Below are 16,379 nucleotides of genomic sequence, written 5' to 3' on the forward strand. Positions count from 1 at the left end.
CGGGTGCACGTCGGCTTTCGGCGGCACAGTTTCGGTGATCGGTCAGTTTCGCGCGCCACGGCGCACTTTCGGGTTTGTTGTGCTTACGGGACCACCATCGCTTTTGTTTCTATGTTTTTGAGGAGTCCCCCATGGGCAACAAACTTTACGTCGGCAATCTGCCGTACACCGTCCGCGACGAAGACCTGCAACAGTCCTTCAGCGAATACGGCTCGGTCTCGAGCGCCAAGGTCATGATGGAGCGCGACACCGGCCGCTCCAAGGGCTTTGGTTTCGTCGAGATGGGCAGCGATGCCGAAGCACAAGCTGCCATCAGCGGCATGAACGGCCAGTCACTCGGCGGCCGCAGCGTCACCGTGAACGAAGCCCGTCCGATGGAGGCACGTCCTCCCCGCTCCGGCGGTTACGGCGGTGGCGATCGTTCCGGCGGTGGCGGCTACGGCGGTGGCGGTGGCGGCCGCGGCGGCTACTGAGCATGACAGGCCAGCCATCGGGCTGGCCCGTTGAAGCCTGAAAGGCCTCGAAACTTCGGTTTCGAGGCCTTTTTTCTTACTGCGAGTTGCTTGTCGTTGCCAGGCTTCACGCGGCCGACACGCTTTGTCACAGAAGCGCGTGGAATCGCGACTAGATTTGATTCGACGAATCCAACAGGAGAGAGCAGATGGACAAATCAATGATCAAGGGCATCGCCGTGGGCGGCCTGGCCATGGTGGTTCTGGGCGCCAGCGGCGTCACGGGCTACAAGACACTCATGCAGCCCAAGGAGGCTGAAGTGGTGGCGGTGAAGGAAGTCATGGAAACGGTGGTGACGCCGCGCCAGCTGTGTGAAAACGTGCAGGTGCAGCGCCAGGCCCCGGTGAAAGACCAGAACCGGCTGGCCGGCACCGCCATTGGCGGCATTGCGGGCGGCTTGCTGGGCAGCGCCATCGGCAACGGCAGCGGCAACACAGTGGCCACCGTGGCTGGCGCTGTTGCCGGAGGTTATGCCGGTAACCAGGTGCAAAAGAACATGCAGCAGAAAGACACGGTCACGTCCGTGGAACAGCGCTGCCGCACCGTCAACGACAAGTCGCAGAAGCTCAAGGGCTACGACGTGACCTACCGCCTTGATGGCAAGGACGGCACGGTGCGCACCAGCTTCAAGCCCGGCGCCACCCTGCCGGTGAAGGATGGCCAGGTGGTGACGACCCCGCCCGAGCCAGCCACCGCAGCGAAGTCCTGACCCCCGACCTTCACCGCTCCGCGATGTAGTGCGACATCTTCGCGCTCTCGCCTTCGGCCAGGTAGGCCCGCACCTCGGTTTCGATCGTGCGGTCTGCCACCGTGGCTCGGGCGCGCTGGTGGAGGTAGTCGGCCCACGATTCAACGATGAAGCGCTCCACGTAGCGTGAGGGTTCACCGAGGTCGCGGTAGACGCGCCAGAAGGTGGCGCCATCCCGCCGACGCGGCGCTTTCATCTGGCTGATGGCGTCGAGGAACGCGCGGTCTTCGTTGGGGCGGATGCGGTAGCCCACTTCCACCGCCACGGGGCCGGCCTCGGGCGCGGGCTCGGCTTCCACGAACAGTTCATCCCACGGCGTGCCCTGGGTGACGTCCTGGTCGCCGCCCACCCGCAATGGAAAGGGGCGCACCAGCAGCAGGCCCGCGGCCATGAGCGCACTGGCGGCCAGCAGCGCGCTGGTGAGGCCGGCAATGTCGGACACCGCCCCCCAGAAGGCCGAGCCCATGGCGAAGGCGCCGAGCGCGGCGACGATGTGCATGGCCACCGCACGCGAACGAACCCAGGGCGGTGCACTGCCTTGCGTGGCAGCGTTCAGGGTCGACATGGCCGACATCCACGCCCCGCCGCCGACCGCCATGGCGAGATAGACCACGGCCGGCACCCGCACCAGCGCGGCAATGAGCATGACCAGCGCAAACACCACGCAGGCGGCGGCGACGATGCGGTCCAGGCTGAAGCGTGCGCGCATGCGCCCGATCATCAGGCCCGAGATGACGGCCCCGGTGCCCAGGCAGCCCATGAGCAGGCCGAAGCCTTCGGCGCCCGTGCCCAGCTGGCGCTGCGCGATCACGGGCAACAGCGCCCACAGCGCCGAACCCGCCGCGCTGTAGGCCATCACGCGCACCAGCTGGGCCAGGATGATGCGCGAGTGCCAGGCGAAGCGCAGCCCGCTGAGCGTGCCGCCCCACAGCCGTTCGGGCGGCAGGTTCGACGGCGGGTGCGCGCGCGGCGGCCAGCGGCGGATGGACTCCCACATCACCAGCGTGGTGAACACCGTGATGGAGAACACCCAGCCCGCGCCCGCCCAGGCAAACAGCAGGCCGGCCAGCGTGGGACCGATGGCGCGCGCGGCGTTGTAGGCGATGCTGATGGCCGTGATGGCCAGGGGCCATTCGGCGCGCGGCACCGGGTCGATCACCGACGAATTCCATGCCGGTGTGAGCACCGCCGTGCAGCAGCCGCACACGAACACGAGGAACAGCACCGAGGCGGGGCCGCCATGGCCGCTGAGCACCAGCAACGCCAGCACCGCGCACGCTCCCACCTGCGCCAGCAGCGCACCGGAGATCAGGCGCTTGCGGTCGGTGGTGTCGGCCAGCACGCCGGCGGGCAAGGCCAGCAGGAACATGGGCATGAACACGGCGGTCTGCACCAGCGCGGCCAGGAACGACGAGCCGGTGAGTTCGATCATCAGCCACGCCGCCGCCATGGACTGCATGCCGCTGCCGATGAAGAACACCGCACCACACAGCCACAGCCCGCGAAAGGCGGGTTGCCTGAGCGGGCTCCAGATGGAAGTGGACATTCAGCGCACGCTCACGCTAGACAATGCCGTTGCGGATCGCATAGACGGTGAGTTCGGCGTTGTTCGCCAGGTGCAGCTTCTCCAGCACACGGGCCCGGTACACGCTCACGGTCTTGGGGCTGAGCATCAGTTCCTCGGCGATGTCGGAGAGCTTCTTGCCCGAGGCGATCTTCTGCAGCGTCTGCAGCTCGCGTTCGGAGAGGGTGGCGTGCAGCTCTTCACTCTCCGGGGCGCTCAAGGTGTCCACCAGCATCTGCGCCACTTCAGGTGTCACGTACTTGCGGCCCTGCTGCACGGTGCGGATGGCACCCACCAGTTCGGCCGGTTCACCGGCCTTGTTCACGTAGCCGCGTGCACCGGCGCGCAGGCAGCGGATGGCGTACTGGTCTTCCGGGTACATGGAGACCACCAGCGTCTTCACGTTGGATCCCTCTTCCTTCAGGGCGCCCAGCACCTCCAGACCACCGCGCCCGGGCATGTTGAGGTCGAGCATCAGCACGTCGCATTCCACCTTGCGCATGAGGTCGCGCAATTCGGGGTAGCTGCCGGCTTCGCCGACCACCTGGATGTCGGTGGCCTCGGAAATCGTGTCCCGGATGCCGCGCCTCACCACGGCATGGTCGTCACACAAAATCACCTTGATCATGAGGTTCCTCGTCGGCAGGGGCCGCGTTGTCCGGGTTCGTGGGAAGGGTCAGGGGCACCGAGAGGATCACCGCGGTGCCCTTGGGTGACGAGCTCACGTCGAGCCAGCCACCCACCTTGGCGGCGCGTTCGCGCAAGCCCAGCAGCCCGAAAGAATTGGCCTTGCGCAGCGCCTGCGCATCCAGGCCCCGCCCGTTGTCGGTCACTTCCAGCGTGAGCACGCCTTCGCGGTCGCTCAGGTCGATCTCCACCGTGCTGGCCTGCGCGTGCTTGGTGATGTTGGTCAGCGCTTCCTGCGCGGTGCGGTAGGCCACCAGTTGCACTTCGCGCGGCACATCCAGCTGCTCGGAAGAGCGCCGCACCGCCACACGAAGGCCGGTGCGTCGCTCGAAGCCCGAGGCCAGCCACTGCACCGCCGCCACCAGACCCTGGTCGAGGATGGGGGGGCGCAGGTTCATCATGATGCGCTGGCTCGCGCCCAGGGCGTGCTGCAGCATCTCCAGCGCCGAACCCACGTGGCGGCGCATCTCTTCGTCGCCGGCGCGGCGCCCGACCCATGCCAGGTCAAGCTTGACGGCCGCCAGCGCGCCGCCGATGTCGTCGTGGATCTCGCGCGCGATGTCGGCGCGCTCCTGCTCGATGCCCGTCTGCAGGTGTTCGGCCAGCTCGGCCAGGCGCTGGCGCGACTCGGCCAGCTCGGCATCGGCCAGCGCCCTGGCCTGGCGGGTTTCGCGCACCTCGATGGCGCGCTGGATCACGTGGGACAGCCGGTGCATGCTGTCCTTGAGCAAGTAATCGCTCACCCCGCGGTGCATGGCGTCCACCGCCGCGGTCTCCCCGATGGCACCGGACAGGATGACGAAGGGAACGTCGAGCTGGAGCTCCTGCAGCACGTCCCAGGCGTCCATGCCGGTGAATCCGGGCAGGTGGTAGTCGGCCAGGACGATGTCGTACTGGCCCGAGAGCAGTTCCCGACGGAAGTCATCGACCGTGTCGACCAGCGTCACGTCGCTGGCGAGCTGGCTGCGCTGCAGGGCGAACTTCACCAGGGCGTGGTCCACCCGGGAGTCTTCCAGATGCAGGATGCGGACCGGGCGTTTTTGCGTTGTCTCAGGCAGGGCGCTCATGGTCTGGATGGGTGGGACTGCACGCCGCGCGTGTCCCCCGGGGGACGTCGACACGGGAAATTGGTGCTGAATTCGGGCCGTTATCTGTCGATACACCGAGGAACAGATCTCGAAAATTGTAATACCCACCCCCCTAAACAGCCCACGGCGCCTCCCATGACCCAACAGACGATGTCGCACCCACTTCCGACAGTCTCGCTGCCGGTGCACCTGGTCGCGGGCCTGCAGGACGCCCTGCTCATGGCCATGACCGACCTGCAGCGCCTCGAAGGCCTGCTCGACCACGCCACGTCCAACCTGCTCGAACGCTTCGGTTCGGCCAACCGCACGCTGGGCCAGATCGACGGCGCTCAGGCCACGGAACTGGCGCCCGTGCGAGAAGCGCTGCACCAGGCCGTGACCGAACTGCAGTTCCACGACATGGCCACCCAGCTCATCGTGCACACCGGCAAGGTGCTGCAGAGCTGCGCCTGGCGCCTGGCCGAAGAAGCCATGGAACCGGAAGAAGACGAACAGCCCATGGAACTCGATCCCATGCCCGAGCGACCCAGCCCGGTCACGCAGAGCGAGATGGATGCCGGCTCCGTCGAACTGTTCTGAAACACAGCCCCCCTCATGACCCAGCGATTCAAGTCGACCCGGAAACGGTCGATGACTGACCCAACACGGAGTACGCCATGCGATCGATTCTTGCCGTAGATGACTCGGCTTCCATGCGAAAAATGGTGGCCTTCACCCTGACCGGGGCCGGCTTTCACGTGGTGGAAGCGGTGGACGGCCAGGACGCCTTCGAGAAGGCGCAGACCCACAGCATCGACCTGGTGCTGACCGACCAGAACATGCCCAACCTCGACGGCCTGGGCCTCACGCGCAAGCTGCGCGAGCAGGTCAAGTTCAAGACCATCCCCATCCTGATCCTCACCACCGAGTCGAGCGACCAGATGAAGCAGGCCGGCCGCAGCGCGGGCGCCACGGGCTGGCTGGTCAAGCCGTTCGATCCGGGTCGCCTCATCGAAGTCATTCAGAAGGTGATCCGGTGACCCCCCGCGCTGCCAAGGAGTGCCCACATGGGTGAGATGATGAATGAAGGCCAACACGTCGGGAACGACATCGACCTGAGCCAGTTCTACGAGATCTTCTTCGAAGAGGCTGGTGAGAACCTGGACCAGATGGAGCAGATGCTGCTCGCGCTGGACGTGGAGAAGGCCGATGACGAAGAGCTCAATGCGATCTTCCGCTGCGCCCATTCCATCAAGGGCGGCGCCGCCACCTTCGGCTTTGCCGACGTGGCCGAACTCACGCACCAGATGGAATCGCTGCTGGACAAGCTGCGCCGCCACGAACTGCAACCCACCAGCGCCATGGTGGACGTGCTGCTGGAATCGTCCGATGCCTTGCGCGGCCTGCTCGCCGGCCACCAGGGCCGGGGCGTGACGCCGCCGGCCACGGGCGACCTCGTACACCGCATCAGCGTGCTCGCGCACGGCGATGCGTCGCACCCGATGCCGGCACCGGCCCCGGTGGTGGCGGTCGCCGCCGCACCGGTCGTCGCTGCGCCAGCACCCGCACCCGTGCGTCCCGCCGCCAAGGCGGAGCGCGTGCTCGAGATCCACATCGGACCGCTGGAGAACCCGGCACAGGCCGACGGCATCGCCGAGCTGTTCCGCGACATTCCCGGCCTGGGCACGGTGGAAGCCCTGCCCTGCGACCTGAGCACGCACCGGGCCTGGCGCGCCACCACCTCGGCCAGCGACGCCGACCTCATGGACCTGTTCACCTTCCACGTGGGCAAGGACGACATCCGCATCGTCGAGCAGGCCGCGCCCGTGGCCGCCGCTGCGGCGGTGATCGACGAAGACAACCTCACCGGCACCGGCCACCCCAACCCGACCACCGAAGGCCGCGACTACGGCTTCTTCGAAGGCGCGCCGGGCGTGCCGGCGCGCGCCGCCGACAGCGCGGGCGCACCGCGCGCCGCCGCAAAACCCGAGGCACGGGCCGCCGCGGGCGCCGGCCTGGAGTCGAGCACGCTGCGCGTTTCCGTGAGCAAGGTCGACCAGCTCATCAACCTGGTGGGCGAACTCGTCATCACCCAGGCCATGCTGGCCCAGAAGAGCCGCGAGCTCGACGACAGCGCCAACCAGCCCCTGCTGGCCGGCCTGGCCGACCTGGACCGCAACACCCGCGACCTGCAGGAAGCGGTGATGTCGATCCGCATGATCCCGATGTCGGTGGTGTTCAACCGCTTCCCGCGCATGCTGCGCGACCTGGCCAGCAAGCTGGGCAAGAAGGTCGAGCTCGTCACGCAGGGCGAATCCACCGAACTCGACAAGGGCCTGGTGGAGAAGATCACCGACCCCCTGACCCACCTGATCCGCAACAGCTGCGACCACGGCATCGAGATGCCGGAGGACCGCCGCGCCAAGGGCAAGACCGAGCACGGCACCATCACGCTTTCAGCCACCCACGAGGGCGGCTCGATCCTGATCGAGGTGCGCGACGACGGCAAGGGCCTCTCGCGCGAGAAGCTCTTGAAGAAAGCGCGCGAGAAGGGCATCGAGGCACCCGATTCGATGACCGACAACGAGGTCTGGAACCTGATCTTTGCGCCCGGCTTCTCCACCGCCGATGAAGTCACCGACGTCTCCGGCCGGGGCGTGGGCATGGACGTGGTGAAGAAGAACATCACCGCGCTCAACGGCACGGTGGAGATCGATTCTGCCGAAGGCTTCGGCATGCGCGTCTCGGTGCGCCTGCCGCTCACGCTGGCGATCATGGACGGCATGTCGGTGCGCGTCAGCGACGAGGTGTACATCCTGCCGCTGTCCAGTGTGGTCGAGTCCTTCCTGGTCAAGCCCACCGACATCAACACGCTGGCGCAGGGCGCGCAGGTGGTGAAGGTGCGCGAGGAATACATGCCGGTGATCGAACTCGAACGCGTGTTCGATGTGCCGCGCTTCGAGCACAACGGCGCCAGCCCCATCATGGTGGTGGTGGAGGCCGACGGCTCGCGCGTGGCCCTCATGGTCGACGAACTGCTGGGCCAGCAACAGGTGGTCATCAAGAACCTGGAGTCGAACTACCGCAAGGTGCCCAACATCTCGGGCGCCACGATCCTGGGCGACGGCAAGGTCGCGCTCATCCTCGACACCTCCGGCCTGGTGCGCCGTTCGCGCCACTGAAATCCTTCCACGCCAGCGGCACGGTTCATCACCCCCCGCCGCAAGCCCACCATGCTGCTACAGACCTCACCCCCCCGACGTTCGCCGGTAGCGACACCACGGGCATCCGCAGCACAGGACGGCCCCCTGGCCGAAGGCCGCGAGTTCATCTGGTCCGACGCGGACTTCACCCGCATCAAGGCGCTGATCTACAAGAAGGCCGGCATCAGCCTGCACGATGGCAAGCACGCCATGGTGTACAGCCGCGTCTCGCGGCGGCTGCGCGAGACCGGCCACGAGAGCTTCAAGACGTACCTGGACTGGCTGGAACAGCACGACGGCAGCGAGTGGCAGGAGTTCATCAACGCGCTCACCACCAACCTCACGGCGTTCTTCCGCGAGCAGCACCATTTCGGCATCCTGGCCGAACTGATGGGCGCATCGCGCTCGCAGCCCTGGCGCATCTGGTGCTCGGCCGCCTCCACTGGCGAGGAGCCTTACTCCATCGCCATGACGGCCACCGAAGCCCTGGGCCCGGGAGGCACCTTCCAGATCGTCAACAGCGACATCGACACCCAGGTGCTCGCCACGGCGCAGCGCGGCGTCTACAAGGCCGATGGCGTCAAGGGACTGAGCCCCGAACGGCTGCAACGTTTCTTCATGCGCGGCAAAGGCAGCAACGCCGGCCTGATGCGCGTGAAGCCCGAACTGCAGAAGCCCATGACGTTCCAGACCGTCAACCTGATCCAGGACCTGCCGTTTCGCGAACCCTTCGACGTGGTGTTCTGCCGCAACGTGATGATCTATTTCGATGCCACCACACAGCGCCAGGTGCTGGAGCGCATCCACCGCGTGATGAAGCCCGGCGGCATGCTGTTCGTGGGACATGCCGAGAATTTCAGCGACGCGCGCAACCTCTTCGCACTCAGGGGAAAAACTGTCTATGAGCGCCTCTGACACCCTGCTGGCGCCTCGCGGAGCCCCCGCGCGTTCGCGCCTGGACCAGCTCAAGGCCCGTCCGCCCAAACCGGGGGAAGCCAGCTTCTTCTACCAGGACCACCACTTCCACCACGACGCCGTGAAGGTGTTGCCCGGTGAGTACTACGTGACCGCCGACGACATCATGGTCATGACCGTGCTGGGCTCGTGCATTGCCGCCTGCATCTGGGACCCGCGCGTGCGCGTGGGTGGCATGAACCACTTCATGCTGCCCGAAGGCGGCGGCGACACCAGCGGGCGCTACGGCTCCTACGCCATGGAACTGCTGATCAACGAGATGATGAAGCTCGGCGCACGGCGCGAGCACATGCAGGCCAAGGTGTTCGGCGGTGGCCAGGTCATGCACAGCTTCACCACGATGAACGTGGGTGAACGCAACACGGCCTTCGTGCTGGAGTACCTGCAGACCGAGCGCATCGCCGTCATTTCCAAGGACGTGCTCGACATCCACCCGCGCAAGGTGTGCTACTTCCCCGCCAGCGGCAAGGCCATGGTGAAACGGCTGGCGCATTCGCACCCGGACACCCTGGAAACCCAGGAGCGCAAGGGCAGCGCAGCCGTGGTGGCGAAATCCAACTCGGGTGGGTCGGTGGATCTGTTCTGAGCGCAGGGAGAAAACAAGATGGCCAATAAGATCAAGGTGGTGGTGGTGGACGACTCGGCGCTGGTGCGAAGCCTGCTCACCGAGATCATCAACCGCCAGAACGACATGGCATGCATCGGCGCCGCCGCCGACCCGCTGGTGGCGCGCGAGATGATCCGCGAGCTCAATCCGGACGTGATCACGCTCGACGTGGAGATGCCGCGCATGGACGGCCTGGAATTCCTCTCGCGCCTCATGCGCCTGCGCCCCATGCCGGTGGTGATGGTCTCCACCCTCACCGAACAGGGCGCCGAGATCACGCTGCGCGCGCTGGAAATGGGCGCGGTGGACTTCGTGGCCAAGCCGCGCATCGGCGTGAGCAGCGGCCTTCAGGAACTGGCCGGTGACATCGTCGACAAGATCCGGGTGGCGGCCAGCGCCCATGTAAAGCGCCTGCCGTCCGCACCCGCCGCGGGTGCCGCCGCTGCCAGCAGCGCGCCGCAGGCCCCCCGTGCCGCGTTGCCGCGCGTCTCCACCGAAAAGATCATCTGCATCGGCGCCTCCACCGGTGGCACCGAGGCCATTCGCGAGGTGCTGGTGCCGCTGCCGGCGGACTCGCCGGCCATCGTGATCACGCAGCACATGCCACCCGGCTTCACCACCAGCTTCGCGCACCGGCTCGACACGCTGTGCCGCATCCGCGTGCAGGAAGCCCGCGACGGGGACCGCATCCTGCCCGGCCACGCCTACATCGCGCCCGGTGGCCACCACCTGCGCATCGACCGCAACGGCTCCAACTACGTGGCCGTGGTGGAGGACACCGAGCCGGTGAACCGCCACCGGCCTTCGGTGGAAGTGCTGTTCAAGTCCGCTGCGCGCGTGATCGGCCCCAACGCGCTGGGCATCATGCTCACCGGCATGGGCGCCGATGGCGCCGCCGCCATGCGCGAGATGAAGGACGCCGGCAGCTACAACTATGTGCAGGACGAAGCCAGCTGCGTCGTCTTCGGCATGCCGCGCATGGCCATCCAGCATGGCGCTGCGCACGAAGTGCTTCCCCTTTCCCAGATCGCCCCGGCCCTGCTGGCGCGTCTTGCGGCGACGCCTTCGGGTGTGCGGCACCGCATCTGAACCCACACCCGCATTCCTGGTCGTGATCATATTCCAACGCCGACTCCTCATCCTCCTGTGCCTGTTCGCGGGCAGCACCCTGGCCGCGCCCGGCGATGCGCTCGCACCGCCCAAGGGCAGAGCCATCCTCAACGTGTCCGGCAAGATCGGCGTGAAGAACCTCGGCGACCGGGCCGCGTTCGACATGGCCATGCTCGAAGCCCTGCCGCAGCACAGCTTCACCACCCGCACCCCCTGGTTCGACAAGCCTGTGAAATTCACCGGACCGCTGCTGGCCGATGTGCTGGCCGCCGTCAAGGCCAGTGGCTCCACGGTGGGTGCGGTGGCGATCAACGACTACCGCATCAGCATCCCGGTGGCCGACGCCCGCAAGTACGAGGTGATCGTGGCCCGCCTGATCGACGGCCAGCCCATGCCGGTGCGCGAGAAGGGTCCGCTGTTCGTGGTCTATCCCTTCGACAGCGCCGCCGAGTTGCGCACCTCCACCTTCTACGAACGCTCGATCTGGCAGCTCAAGGCACTGGACATCCAATGAACACCGCCCCCACCGGCATGGCGCGCTGGCAACCCCGCCAGTGGGCCATGGCCATCGCCGCCCTTCTCCTCGTCACGCTCTCGCCGCTGGGCTGGATCCAGTGGCAGCAGTACCGGTTGCTCGACGACCTCGCGGGCAACCAGGTCGACTCCATCATGTGGCAGGCCTACCAGCTCGAACACGAACTCGGCCGGCTCGAAAAATCGATGGACGGCGCCGTCTCGGGCGGCCCGGACGTGAATCCGGACGAGCTGGCCGAACGGTACGAAATCTTCCTCAGCCGCATCGACCTGCTCACGCAGATACCGCGGCGCGACCTGCTGGAGTCCTCGCCCAGCTACCTGGTGGCGCTCGAACAGATCAGGGCATTCACCCGCATGGCCGATCCGCTGTTTGCCCAGCCCCAGGCACTGACGCAGAACCTGACGGACCTGCGCACGCTGCACCAGGCGATCGAACAGATCCAGCCCAACCTGTCCGAGCTGACGCGCGAAGCCAACCGCTCCGTGGCCCGCTTCGTGGACGAACGCAACCGGCAGCTGCGTGAACAGGGCCTGCTGGTGATGACGCTCGCGGCCCTGCAGGTCGTGGTGATGCTGGTATTCGTGGTGCTGCTGGTGCGGCACATCCGACGCCAGCAGCAGCAATACGAACGGCTGCAGGGCCTGAGCCGCGACCTGGCCAGCGCGCGCGACCAGGCCGAGTCGGCCAACCGCGGCAAGAGCGTGTTCCTGGCCAACATGAGCCACGAGATCCGCACCCCGTTCCAGGGCGTGCTGGGCATGCTCAACCTGCTCGATGACACCCGCCTCACCGGGCAGCAGCGCGACTACGTGCGCACCGCGAGCGACTCGGCCCAGCACCTGCTCGGCCTGCTCAACGACGTGCTCGACGTCTCCACCCTGGAGTCCGGCACCATGCGGCTCTCGCTCGCGCCGGTGAAGCTGCAGGAGCTGGTGCACGACGTGGAGAGCGTCACGCGTGCCACGGCGCGCGACAAGAGTCTGAGCCTGGTGATGAAGATCGCCGACGACGTGCCGCCCTGGGTGCTGGCCGACGCCACGCGCCTGCGCCAGATCCTCTTCAACCTGCTGGGCAACGCGGTGAAGTTCACGCCCACCGGCGAGATCAAGGCTGTTCTCACCCGTTCGCGCGACATGGAGGGCGGCATCGTCATCACCGTGAGCGACACCGGCATCGGCATGGACGAGGAAACCCTGGGCCAGATCTTCACCCGCTTCTACCAGGCCGACAATTCCCTGCGCCGCCGCATCAGCGGCACCGGGCTGGGCCTGGAGATCACGCGCAGCCTCACCCAGATGATGGGCGGGCGCATCGAGGTGAAGAGCGTGCTCAACCAGGGCACCACCTTCACCGTGACGCTGCCGCTGCCCGCGGCCGAGGCCCCGGTCAGCACCTTCGCCGAGCTCACCGAAACCACGGCCCACCGACGCCTGAAGGTGCTGGTGGCCGAAGACCACCCCATCAACCTGAAGTACCTCAACATCCTGCTCGACAAGATGGGCCACGACGCGACCTTCTGCGAGAACGGGCTGCAGGCGCTGACGCTGCTCAAGGAACACACGTTCGACGTGGTGCTGCTGGACTACCACATGCCGGTGCTCGACGGGCTGGCCACCACCGAGGCCATCCGTGCGCTGGAGGGCCCCGCTGCCACGGTGAAGATCATCCTGGTGACGGCCGACGTGGTGAACGACACGCGCAAGCGCGCACAGGAAGTGGGCGTGAACGAGTTCGCCAGCAAGCCGCTGCAGGCGGCAGACCTGCAGCGCGCGCTGCAGCGCTGCGGGCTGCTGGAGCCGCTGACGGCAAGCCCCAGGGCCGCGGGGTCTGCAGCCCCATCAACGCCCGACCTTCGCTCGTCCGCCGCCGGGCTGATCGACAGCGAGGCCTATTCTGAAATCCTCGCCATGATGCCGGCGGACACCATGGACGAACTGCTCGGCACACTGTTCTCACCGCCCGAAGGCACGGTGCACCAGTTGCTCGACGCGCTCGACCGCGGTGAGCCCGCTGCCATGGCCTACAGCGCGCACAAGCTCAAGGGCACCGCCATGCTGCTGGGCTTTCGCGCCATCGTCGACACCGCCGCCGACATCGAGCGCCGTGCCCTGCGCGAAGACGCCGAGATTCCGCGCACGCTGCGCACGCAGTTGCTCGACGACATGCATCGCACGCAGCAGGCACTGGAACAGTTCGCCGCGCCGGCACTGGGTTGAGCGGCCAGGGGCCGGCGAGTCAGAGGTCGGGCCCGCCCCTCTCCCGGCTCCCGACACCCGGCGCGGCGGGCCTCGCGTCCTGCGCGGCCTCAAACACCGCCCGCCAGTCCGCCGCAGGAGCGGGCCGCCCAACCAGTACGTGGACCGCTTCGAGGTGACCACCGGCCTGCGCCAGTTGCAGGGGCGTGCGACCCGACTCGTCCAGGCCATCGGACACCAGGCCCATGGAGATCAAGGCTCGGCACACCGCTGCCTGGCCGTTTTCGGCGGCGACATGCAGCGGCCTCTGACGATACTCATTGGTGCCTGACAGCGCGTAGATCGGCATCGCCCTGATCACATCCACATGACCCAGTCGCGCAGCGACATGGGCCGGGGTATCGCCGTTGTCGTTCTTCATCAGCGGCTCGGAGCCGCTCTCGATCAGAACGCTCACCGTGTGCGCGTCGTTGTTGATGGCAGCGTTGAACAGCGGGTGCATGGTCCGGCCTCTTTCAGGTGTTTGGCGCGGACCGGGACGCCGCGCAGAGCGGCGCAGCATAGGAAAGCCTGCGCCCTTGCGCCGGCTGTTGCCACGAAACAGGCGGCTGCAGCACCGGGCGGGCGCCAGGCCGGAATGGAGCCAACACGGCGGCGCCGACCTCAGACGCGGTGGCTGAAGAGGCTGCCGGTCTCCAGCGGCATGGCGCTGCTGTGGCCCTGGGCGTCGTACGCCTGCACGTCGGGTGAGGTGCTGGCATCTCCGGACGCGGTGGCCGTGTCGCTCACCCAGGCCTGGCCCGCAGCGGCGGGGCGTGCCTGCACAGGCGCGGCCGGCGCCATGATCCGCCGCGAGACCAGCGAGGCAGCCACCTGGGAGAGATCGGGCGCGGTGTCGCTGCGCGACCCCGGTGCCGGCGTCTCGCGGCCCAGGGCGCGGTCCACCACCGCAGCACTTGCCTGCCAGACGTTGGTGAGCACGTCCTTGAGGTGCTCCATGGCCTGCTTTTCGCGCTCGCGCGCCGCGTGGGCTTCCAGATCGGCCTGGCGCTGGGCCGCCTGGGCCTGGTGATCGGTGGCGGCGGGCCGGACGGCCGCGCTGGCATCACCCGCTTCCCTGGCCTGACCCTGGGCCGGGCGCTGGCCTGGCAAGGCAAATGAATGCCCCCGCCCACCCTGGCCGGAACGGGAATCCGTCTGGCTCTCGCTGCCGCCGGCCTGCAGCGCAGGCACGCTGGGCACGGGCGAGACGGGCGCCACAGCGGCCGACGGCGGCGTCGGCCACGAAACGGCAGTCGAGCTGGTCAGGTTGATCACGGCATTCCCTTTCAAGCACGCAACGGGCACAAACAATCCCGGCGTTCTCCCAGGCGTTTCGACCGCCTTTCAGAAAACTTGAGGCCTTTTTCAATCTGGCCTGTTCCAGGTCAAGCATCCAGGTTTCCCTACACAAGTCGGGGGTATTCGCGCCGAAGAGACCAGGTGACACCACACCCACGAAACCGAGGTCCACATGCGCGTCAACACCCCCGTCACCCAACGCGAATACGAATTTCCCGACAACGCCACGCTGATGTCCACCACGGACACGCAAAGCCACATCACCTACGCCAACGCGGCGTTCGTGGCCGTGAGCGGCTTCAGCCTGGAGGAAATCCAGGCCCAGCCGCACAACCTGGTGCGCCATCCCGACATGCCCAAGGAGGCCTTTGCCGACATGTGGGCCACGCTGAAAGGTGGCGAGCCCTGGACGGCGCTGGTGAAGAACCGGCGCAAGAACGGTGACCATTACTGGGTGCGCGCCAATGCCACGCCGGTGATCCGCAACGGCCAGCACCAGGGCTACATGTCGGTGCGCACCAAGGCCACCCGCGAGGAAATTGCCGGCGCGGAAAAGCTGTACGCCGACATGCGCGAAGGCCGCGCCAGCCACCTGCGCCTGCACAAGGGCCTGTTGCTGCGCAAGGGCCTGCTGGGCCTGGGTTCGGTCTTCAAGACCATGGGCGTGCGCAGCCGCATCCGCCTGCCGCTGGCGGGCCTGCTGGCGGTGTTGATCGGTGGCGCCTGGGCGCTGGGCCTGCAGGGCTTGCAATGGGCGTCGTTCGCCGGCCTGTCTGCTGTGGCCGTGGGCCTGGCCGGCTGGTTCCTCGAAGCCCAGATCGCCGGCCCGCTGGAGCAACTGCGCAAGACCGCACTGCGTGTGGCCAGCGGCGACACCCAGACCGTGGCGCACATGGACCGCGTGGACGAGATCGGCATGACGCTGCGCACCATCAGCCAGCTCGGCCTGATGTTCCGCTGGCTCATCGATGACGTGAGCGAACAGGTGCTGACGGTGCAGACCGCGGTGAGCGAGATCGCCCAGGGCAACAACGACCTGAGCCAGCGCACCGAACAGGCCGCGTCCAGCCTGGAGGAAACCGCTGCCTCGATGGAGCAGATGACCGCGACCGTGCGGCAGAACGCCGACACCTCGCGCCAGGCCAACCAGCTCTCGGGCTCGGCCAGCGAAGCCGCCACGCGCGGCGGCCAGGCGGTGGCGCAGGTGGTGGACACCATGGGCCGCATCACCGAGAGCTCGCGCCGCATCAGCGACATCATCGGCGTGATCGACGGCATCGCGTTCCAGACCAACATCCTTGCGCTCAACGCGGCGGTGGAAGCCGCCCGCGCGGGTGAACAGGGCCGGGGCTTCGCGGTGGTGGCGGGCGAGGTGCGCAGCCTGGCGCAACGCAGCGCCGAAGCCGCGAAGGAGATCAAGCAGCTCATCGGCGCCAGCGTGACCACCGTGGAAGCGGGCACCGTGCTGGTGGACGATGCCGGCAAGACGATGGAGGAAATCGTCCAGCAGGTGCGGCGCGTGTCCGACCTCATCAGCGAGATCAGCGCGGCCACCATCGAACAGAGCGGCGGCATCCAGCAGGTGAGCCAGGCCGTGGGCCACCTCGATCAGGTCACGCAGCAGAACTCCGCCCTGGTGGAGCAGGGAGCAGCCGCTTCGCAGAGCCTGCAGCAGCAGACGCAGCGGCTGGTGGAAGCCGTGAGCGTGTTCCGCTAGGGCGCGAGCCCGCCGATGCAGGGTCTTCCCGCAGGCGCCATCCAGCTTTCCCCACACAACCCGCAAACAGGGTGGTCGAAATCAGTTTCAGGCGCCCCGACAGACCCCAGGGAG

The 16,379-nt window shown here is 67.2% G+C and carries 16 protein-coding genes; 11 read left to right on the forward strand and 5 right to left on the reverse strand.

Going from position 1 to position 16,379, the window contains the following annotated elements; genetic code table 11:
- Positions 1–131 precede the first annotated feature (131 nt).
- Together ACTIEY_RS04600 and ACTIEY_RS04605 are read left to right on the forward strand one after the other, a co-directional pair.
- Positions 132–473, forward strand: a complete 342-nt coding sequence (locus tag ACTIEY_RS04600; RefSeq protein ID WP_439517907.1) for an RNA recognition motif domain-containing protein — start codon at positions 132–134, stop codon at positions 471–473.
- Positions 474–661: 188 nt separating this feature from the next.
- Positions 662–1,222 carry a glycine zipper 2TM domain-containing protein gene (locus ACTIEY_RS04605; RefSeq protein WP_439517908.1) on the forward strand — a complete coding sequence of 187 codons (561 nt, stop codon included), beginning with the start codon at positions 662–664 and terminating at the stop codon, positions 1,220–1,222.
- A 10-nt stretch (positions 1,223–1,232) separates the two neighbouring features.
- Here the strand turns inward: ACTIEY_RS04605 and ACTIEY_RS04610 are convergent, their stop codons facing one another.
- The 3 genes from ACTIEY_RS04610 to ACTIEY_RS04620 are packed head-to-tail and all read right to left on the reverse strand — an operon-like array spanning position 1,233 to position 4,579.
- Positions 1,233–2,807: an MFS transporter gene (locus ACTIEY_RS04610; protein WP_439517909.1), complete on the reverse strand. Its 1,575-nt coding sequence runs from the start codon at positions 2,805–2,807 to the stop codon at positions 1,233–1,235.
- 16 nt (positions 2,808–2,823) lie between these two features.
- Positions 2,824–3,453, reverse strand: a complete 630-nt coding sequence (locus tag ACTIEY_RS04615) for a response regulator (protein WP_439517910.1) — start codon at positions 3,451–3,453, stop codon at positions 2,824–2,826.
- Entirely contained in the window at positions 3,431–4,579 is a 1,149-nt protein-coding gene (locus ACTIEY_RS04620; RefSeq protein WP_439517911.1) for an ATP-binding protein, read from the reverse strand. The genes ACTIEY_RS04615 and ACTIEY_RS04620 overlap by 23 nt, the downstream gene beginning before the upstream one ends.
- Before the next feature lie 156 nt (positions 4,580–4,735).
- Here ACTIEY_RS04620 and ACTIEY_RS04625 point away from each other — a divergent pair, with 156 nt between their 5' ends.
- From ACTIEY_RS04625 to ACTIEY_RS04660, 8 genes are all read left to right on the forward strand, one after another.
- The gene (locus ACTIEY_RS04625) at positions 4,736–5,179 is read left to right on the forward strand and encodes a hypothetical protein (protein WP_439517912.1); all 444 of its coding nucleotides are present in this window, start codon (positions 4,736–4,738) and stop codon (positions 5,177–5,179) included.
- Positions 5,180–5,256: 77 nt separating this feature from the next.
- Positions 5,257–5,619 carry a response regulator gene (locus tag ACTIEY_RS04630; RefSeq protein WP_439517913.1) on the forward strand — a complete coding sequence of 121 codons (363 nt, stop codon included), beginning with the start codon at positions 5,257–5,259 and terminating at the stop codon, positions 5,617–5,619.
- Between the two features lie 27 nt (positions 5,620–5,646).
- Positions 5,647–7,761 carry a chemotaxis protein CheA gene (locus ACTIEY_RS04635; protein ID WP_439517914.1) on the forward strand — a complete coding sequence of 705 codons (2,115 nt, stop codon included), beginning with the start codon at positions 5,647–5,649 and terminating at the stop codon, positions 7,759–7,761.
- Between the two features lie 51 nt (positions 7,762–7,812).
- Positions 7,813–8,697, forward strand: a complete 885-nt coding sequence (locus ACTIEY_RS04640; RefSeq protein ID WP_439517915.1) for a CheR family methyltransferase — start codon at positions 7,813–7,815, stop codon at positions 8,695–8,697.
- A complete protein-coding gene (gene cheD, locus ACTIEY_RS04645) occupies positions 8,684–9,343 on the forward strand; it encodes a chemoreceptor glutamine deamidase CheD (protein ID WP_439517916.1) in 660 nt (219 codons plus the stop codon). The genes ACTIEY_RS04640 and cheD overlap by 14 nt, the downstream gene beginning before the upstream one ends.
- 18 nt (positions 9,344–9,361) lie before the next feature.
- Positions 9,362–10,453 carry a protein-glutamate methylesterase/protein-glutamine glutaminase gene (locus ACTIEY_RS04650; protein WP_439517917.1) on the forward strand — a complete coding sequence of 364 codons (1,092 nt, stop codon included), beginning with the start codon at positions 9,362–9,364 and terminating at the stop codon, positions 10,451–10,453.
- A gap of 22 nt (positions 10,454–10,475) precedes the next feature.
- Positions 10,476–10,988 carry a molybdopterin-dependent oxidoreductase gene (locus tag ACTIEY_RS04655; RefSeq protein WP_439517918.1) on the forward strand — a complete coding sequence of 171 codons (513 nt, stop codon included), beginning with the start codon at positions 10,476–10,478 and terminating at the stop codon, positions 10,986–10,988.
- Positions 10,985–13,228 (forward strand): ATP-binding protein, encoded by a 2,244-nt coding sequence (locus ACTIEY_RS04660; protein WP_439517919.1) that lies wholly within the window; start codon positions 10,985–10,987, stop codon positions 13,226–13,228. Before ACTIEY_RS04655 ends, ACTIEY_RS04660 begins: the two co-directional genes overlap by 4 nt.
- Positions 13,229–13,247: 19 nt before the next feature.
- Here the strand turns inward: ACTIEY_RS04660 and ACTIEY_RS04665 are convergent, their stop codons facing one another.
- On the reverse strand, positions 13,248–13,709 hold the full coding sequence (locus ACTIEY_RS04665) for an ankyrin repeat domain-containing protein (protein ID WP_439517920.1): 462 nt from the start codon (positions 13,707–13,709) through the stop codon (positions 13,248–13,250).
- 161 nt (positions 13,710–13,870) lie between these two features.
- Positions 13,871–14,524, reverse strand: a complete 654-nt coding sequence (locus ACTIEY_RS04670; protein ID WP_439517921.1) for a hypothetical protein — start codon at positions 14,522–14,524, stop codon at positions 13,871–13,873.
- 196 nt (positions 14,525–14,720) lie between these two features.
- Here ACTIEY_RS04670 and ACTIEY_RS04675 point away from each other — a divergent pair, with 196 nt between their 5' ends.
- Positions 14,721–16,265 (forward strand): methyl-accepting chemotaxis protein, encoded by a 1,545-nt coding sequence (locus tag ACTIEY_RS04675; protein ID WP_439517922.1) that lies wholly within the window; start codon positions 14,721–14,723, stop codon positions 16,263–16,265.
- Positions 16,266–16,379 lie beyond the last annotated feature (114 nt).

This window comes from Hydrogenophaga sp., from assembly GCF_051858985.1.
GTDB lineage: Bacteria > Pseudomonadota > Gammaproteobacteria > Burkholderiales > Burkholderiaceae_C > Hydrogenophaga.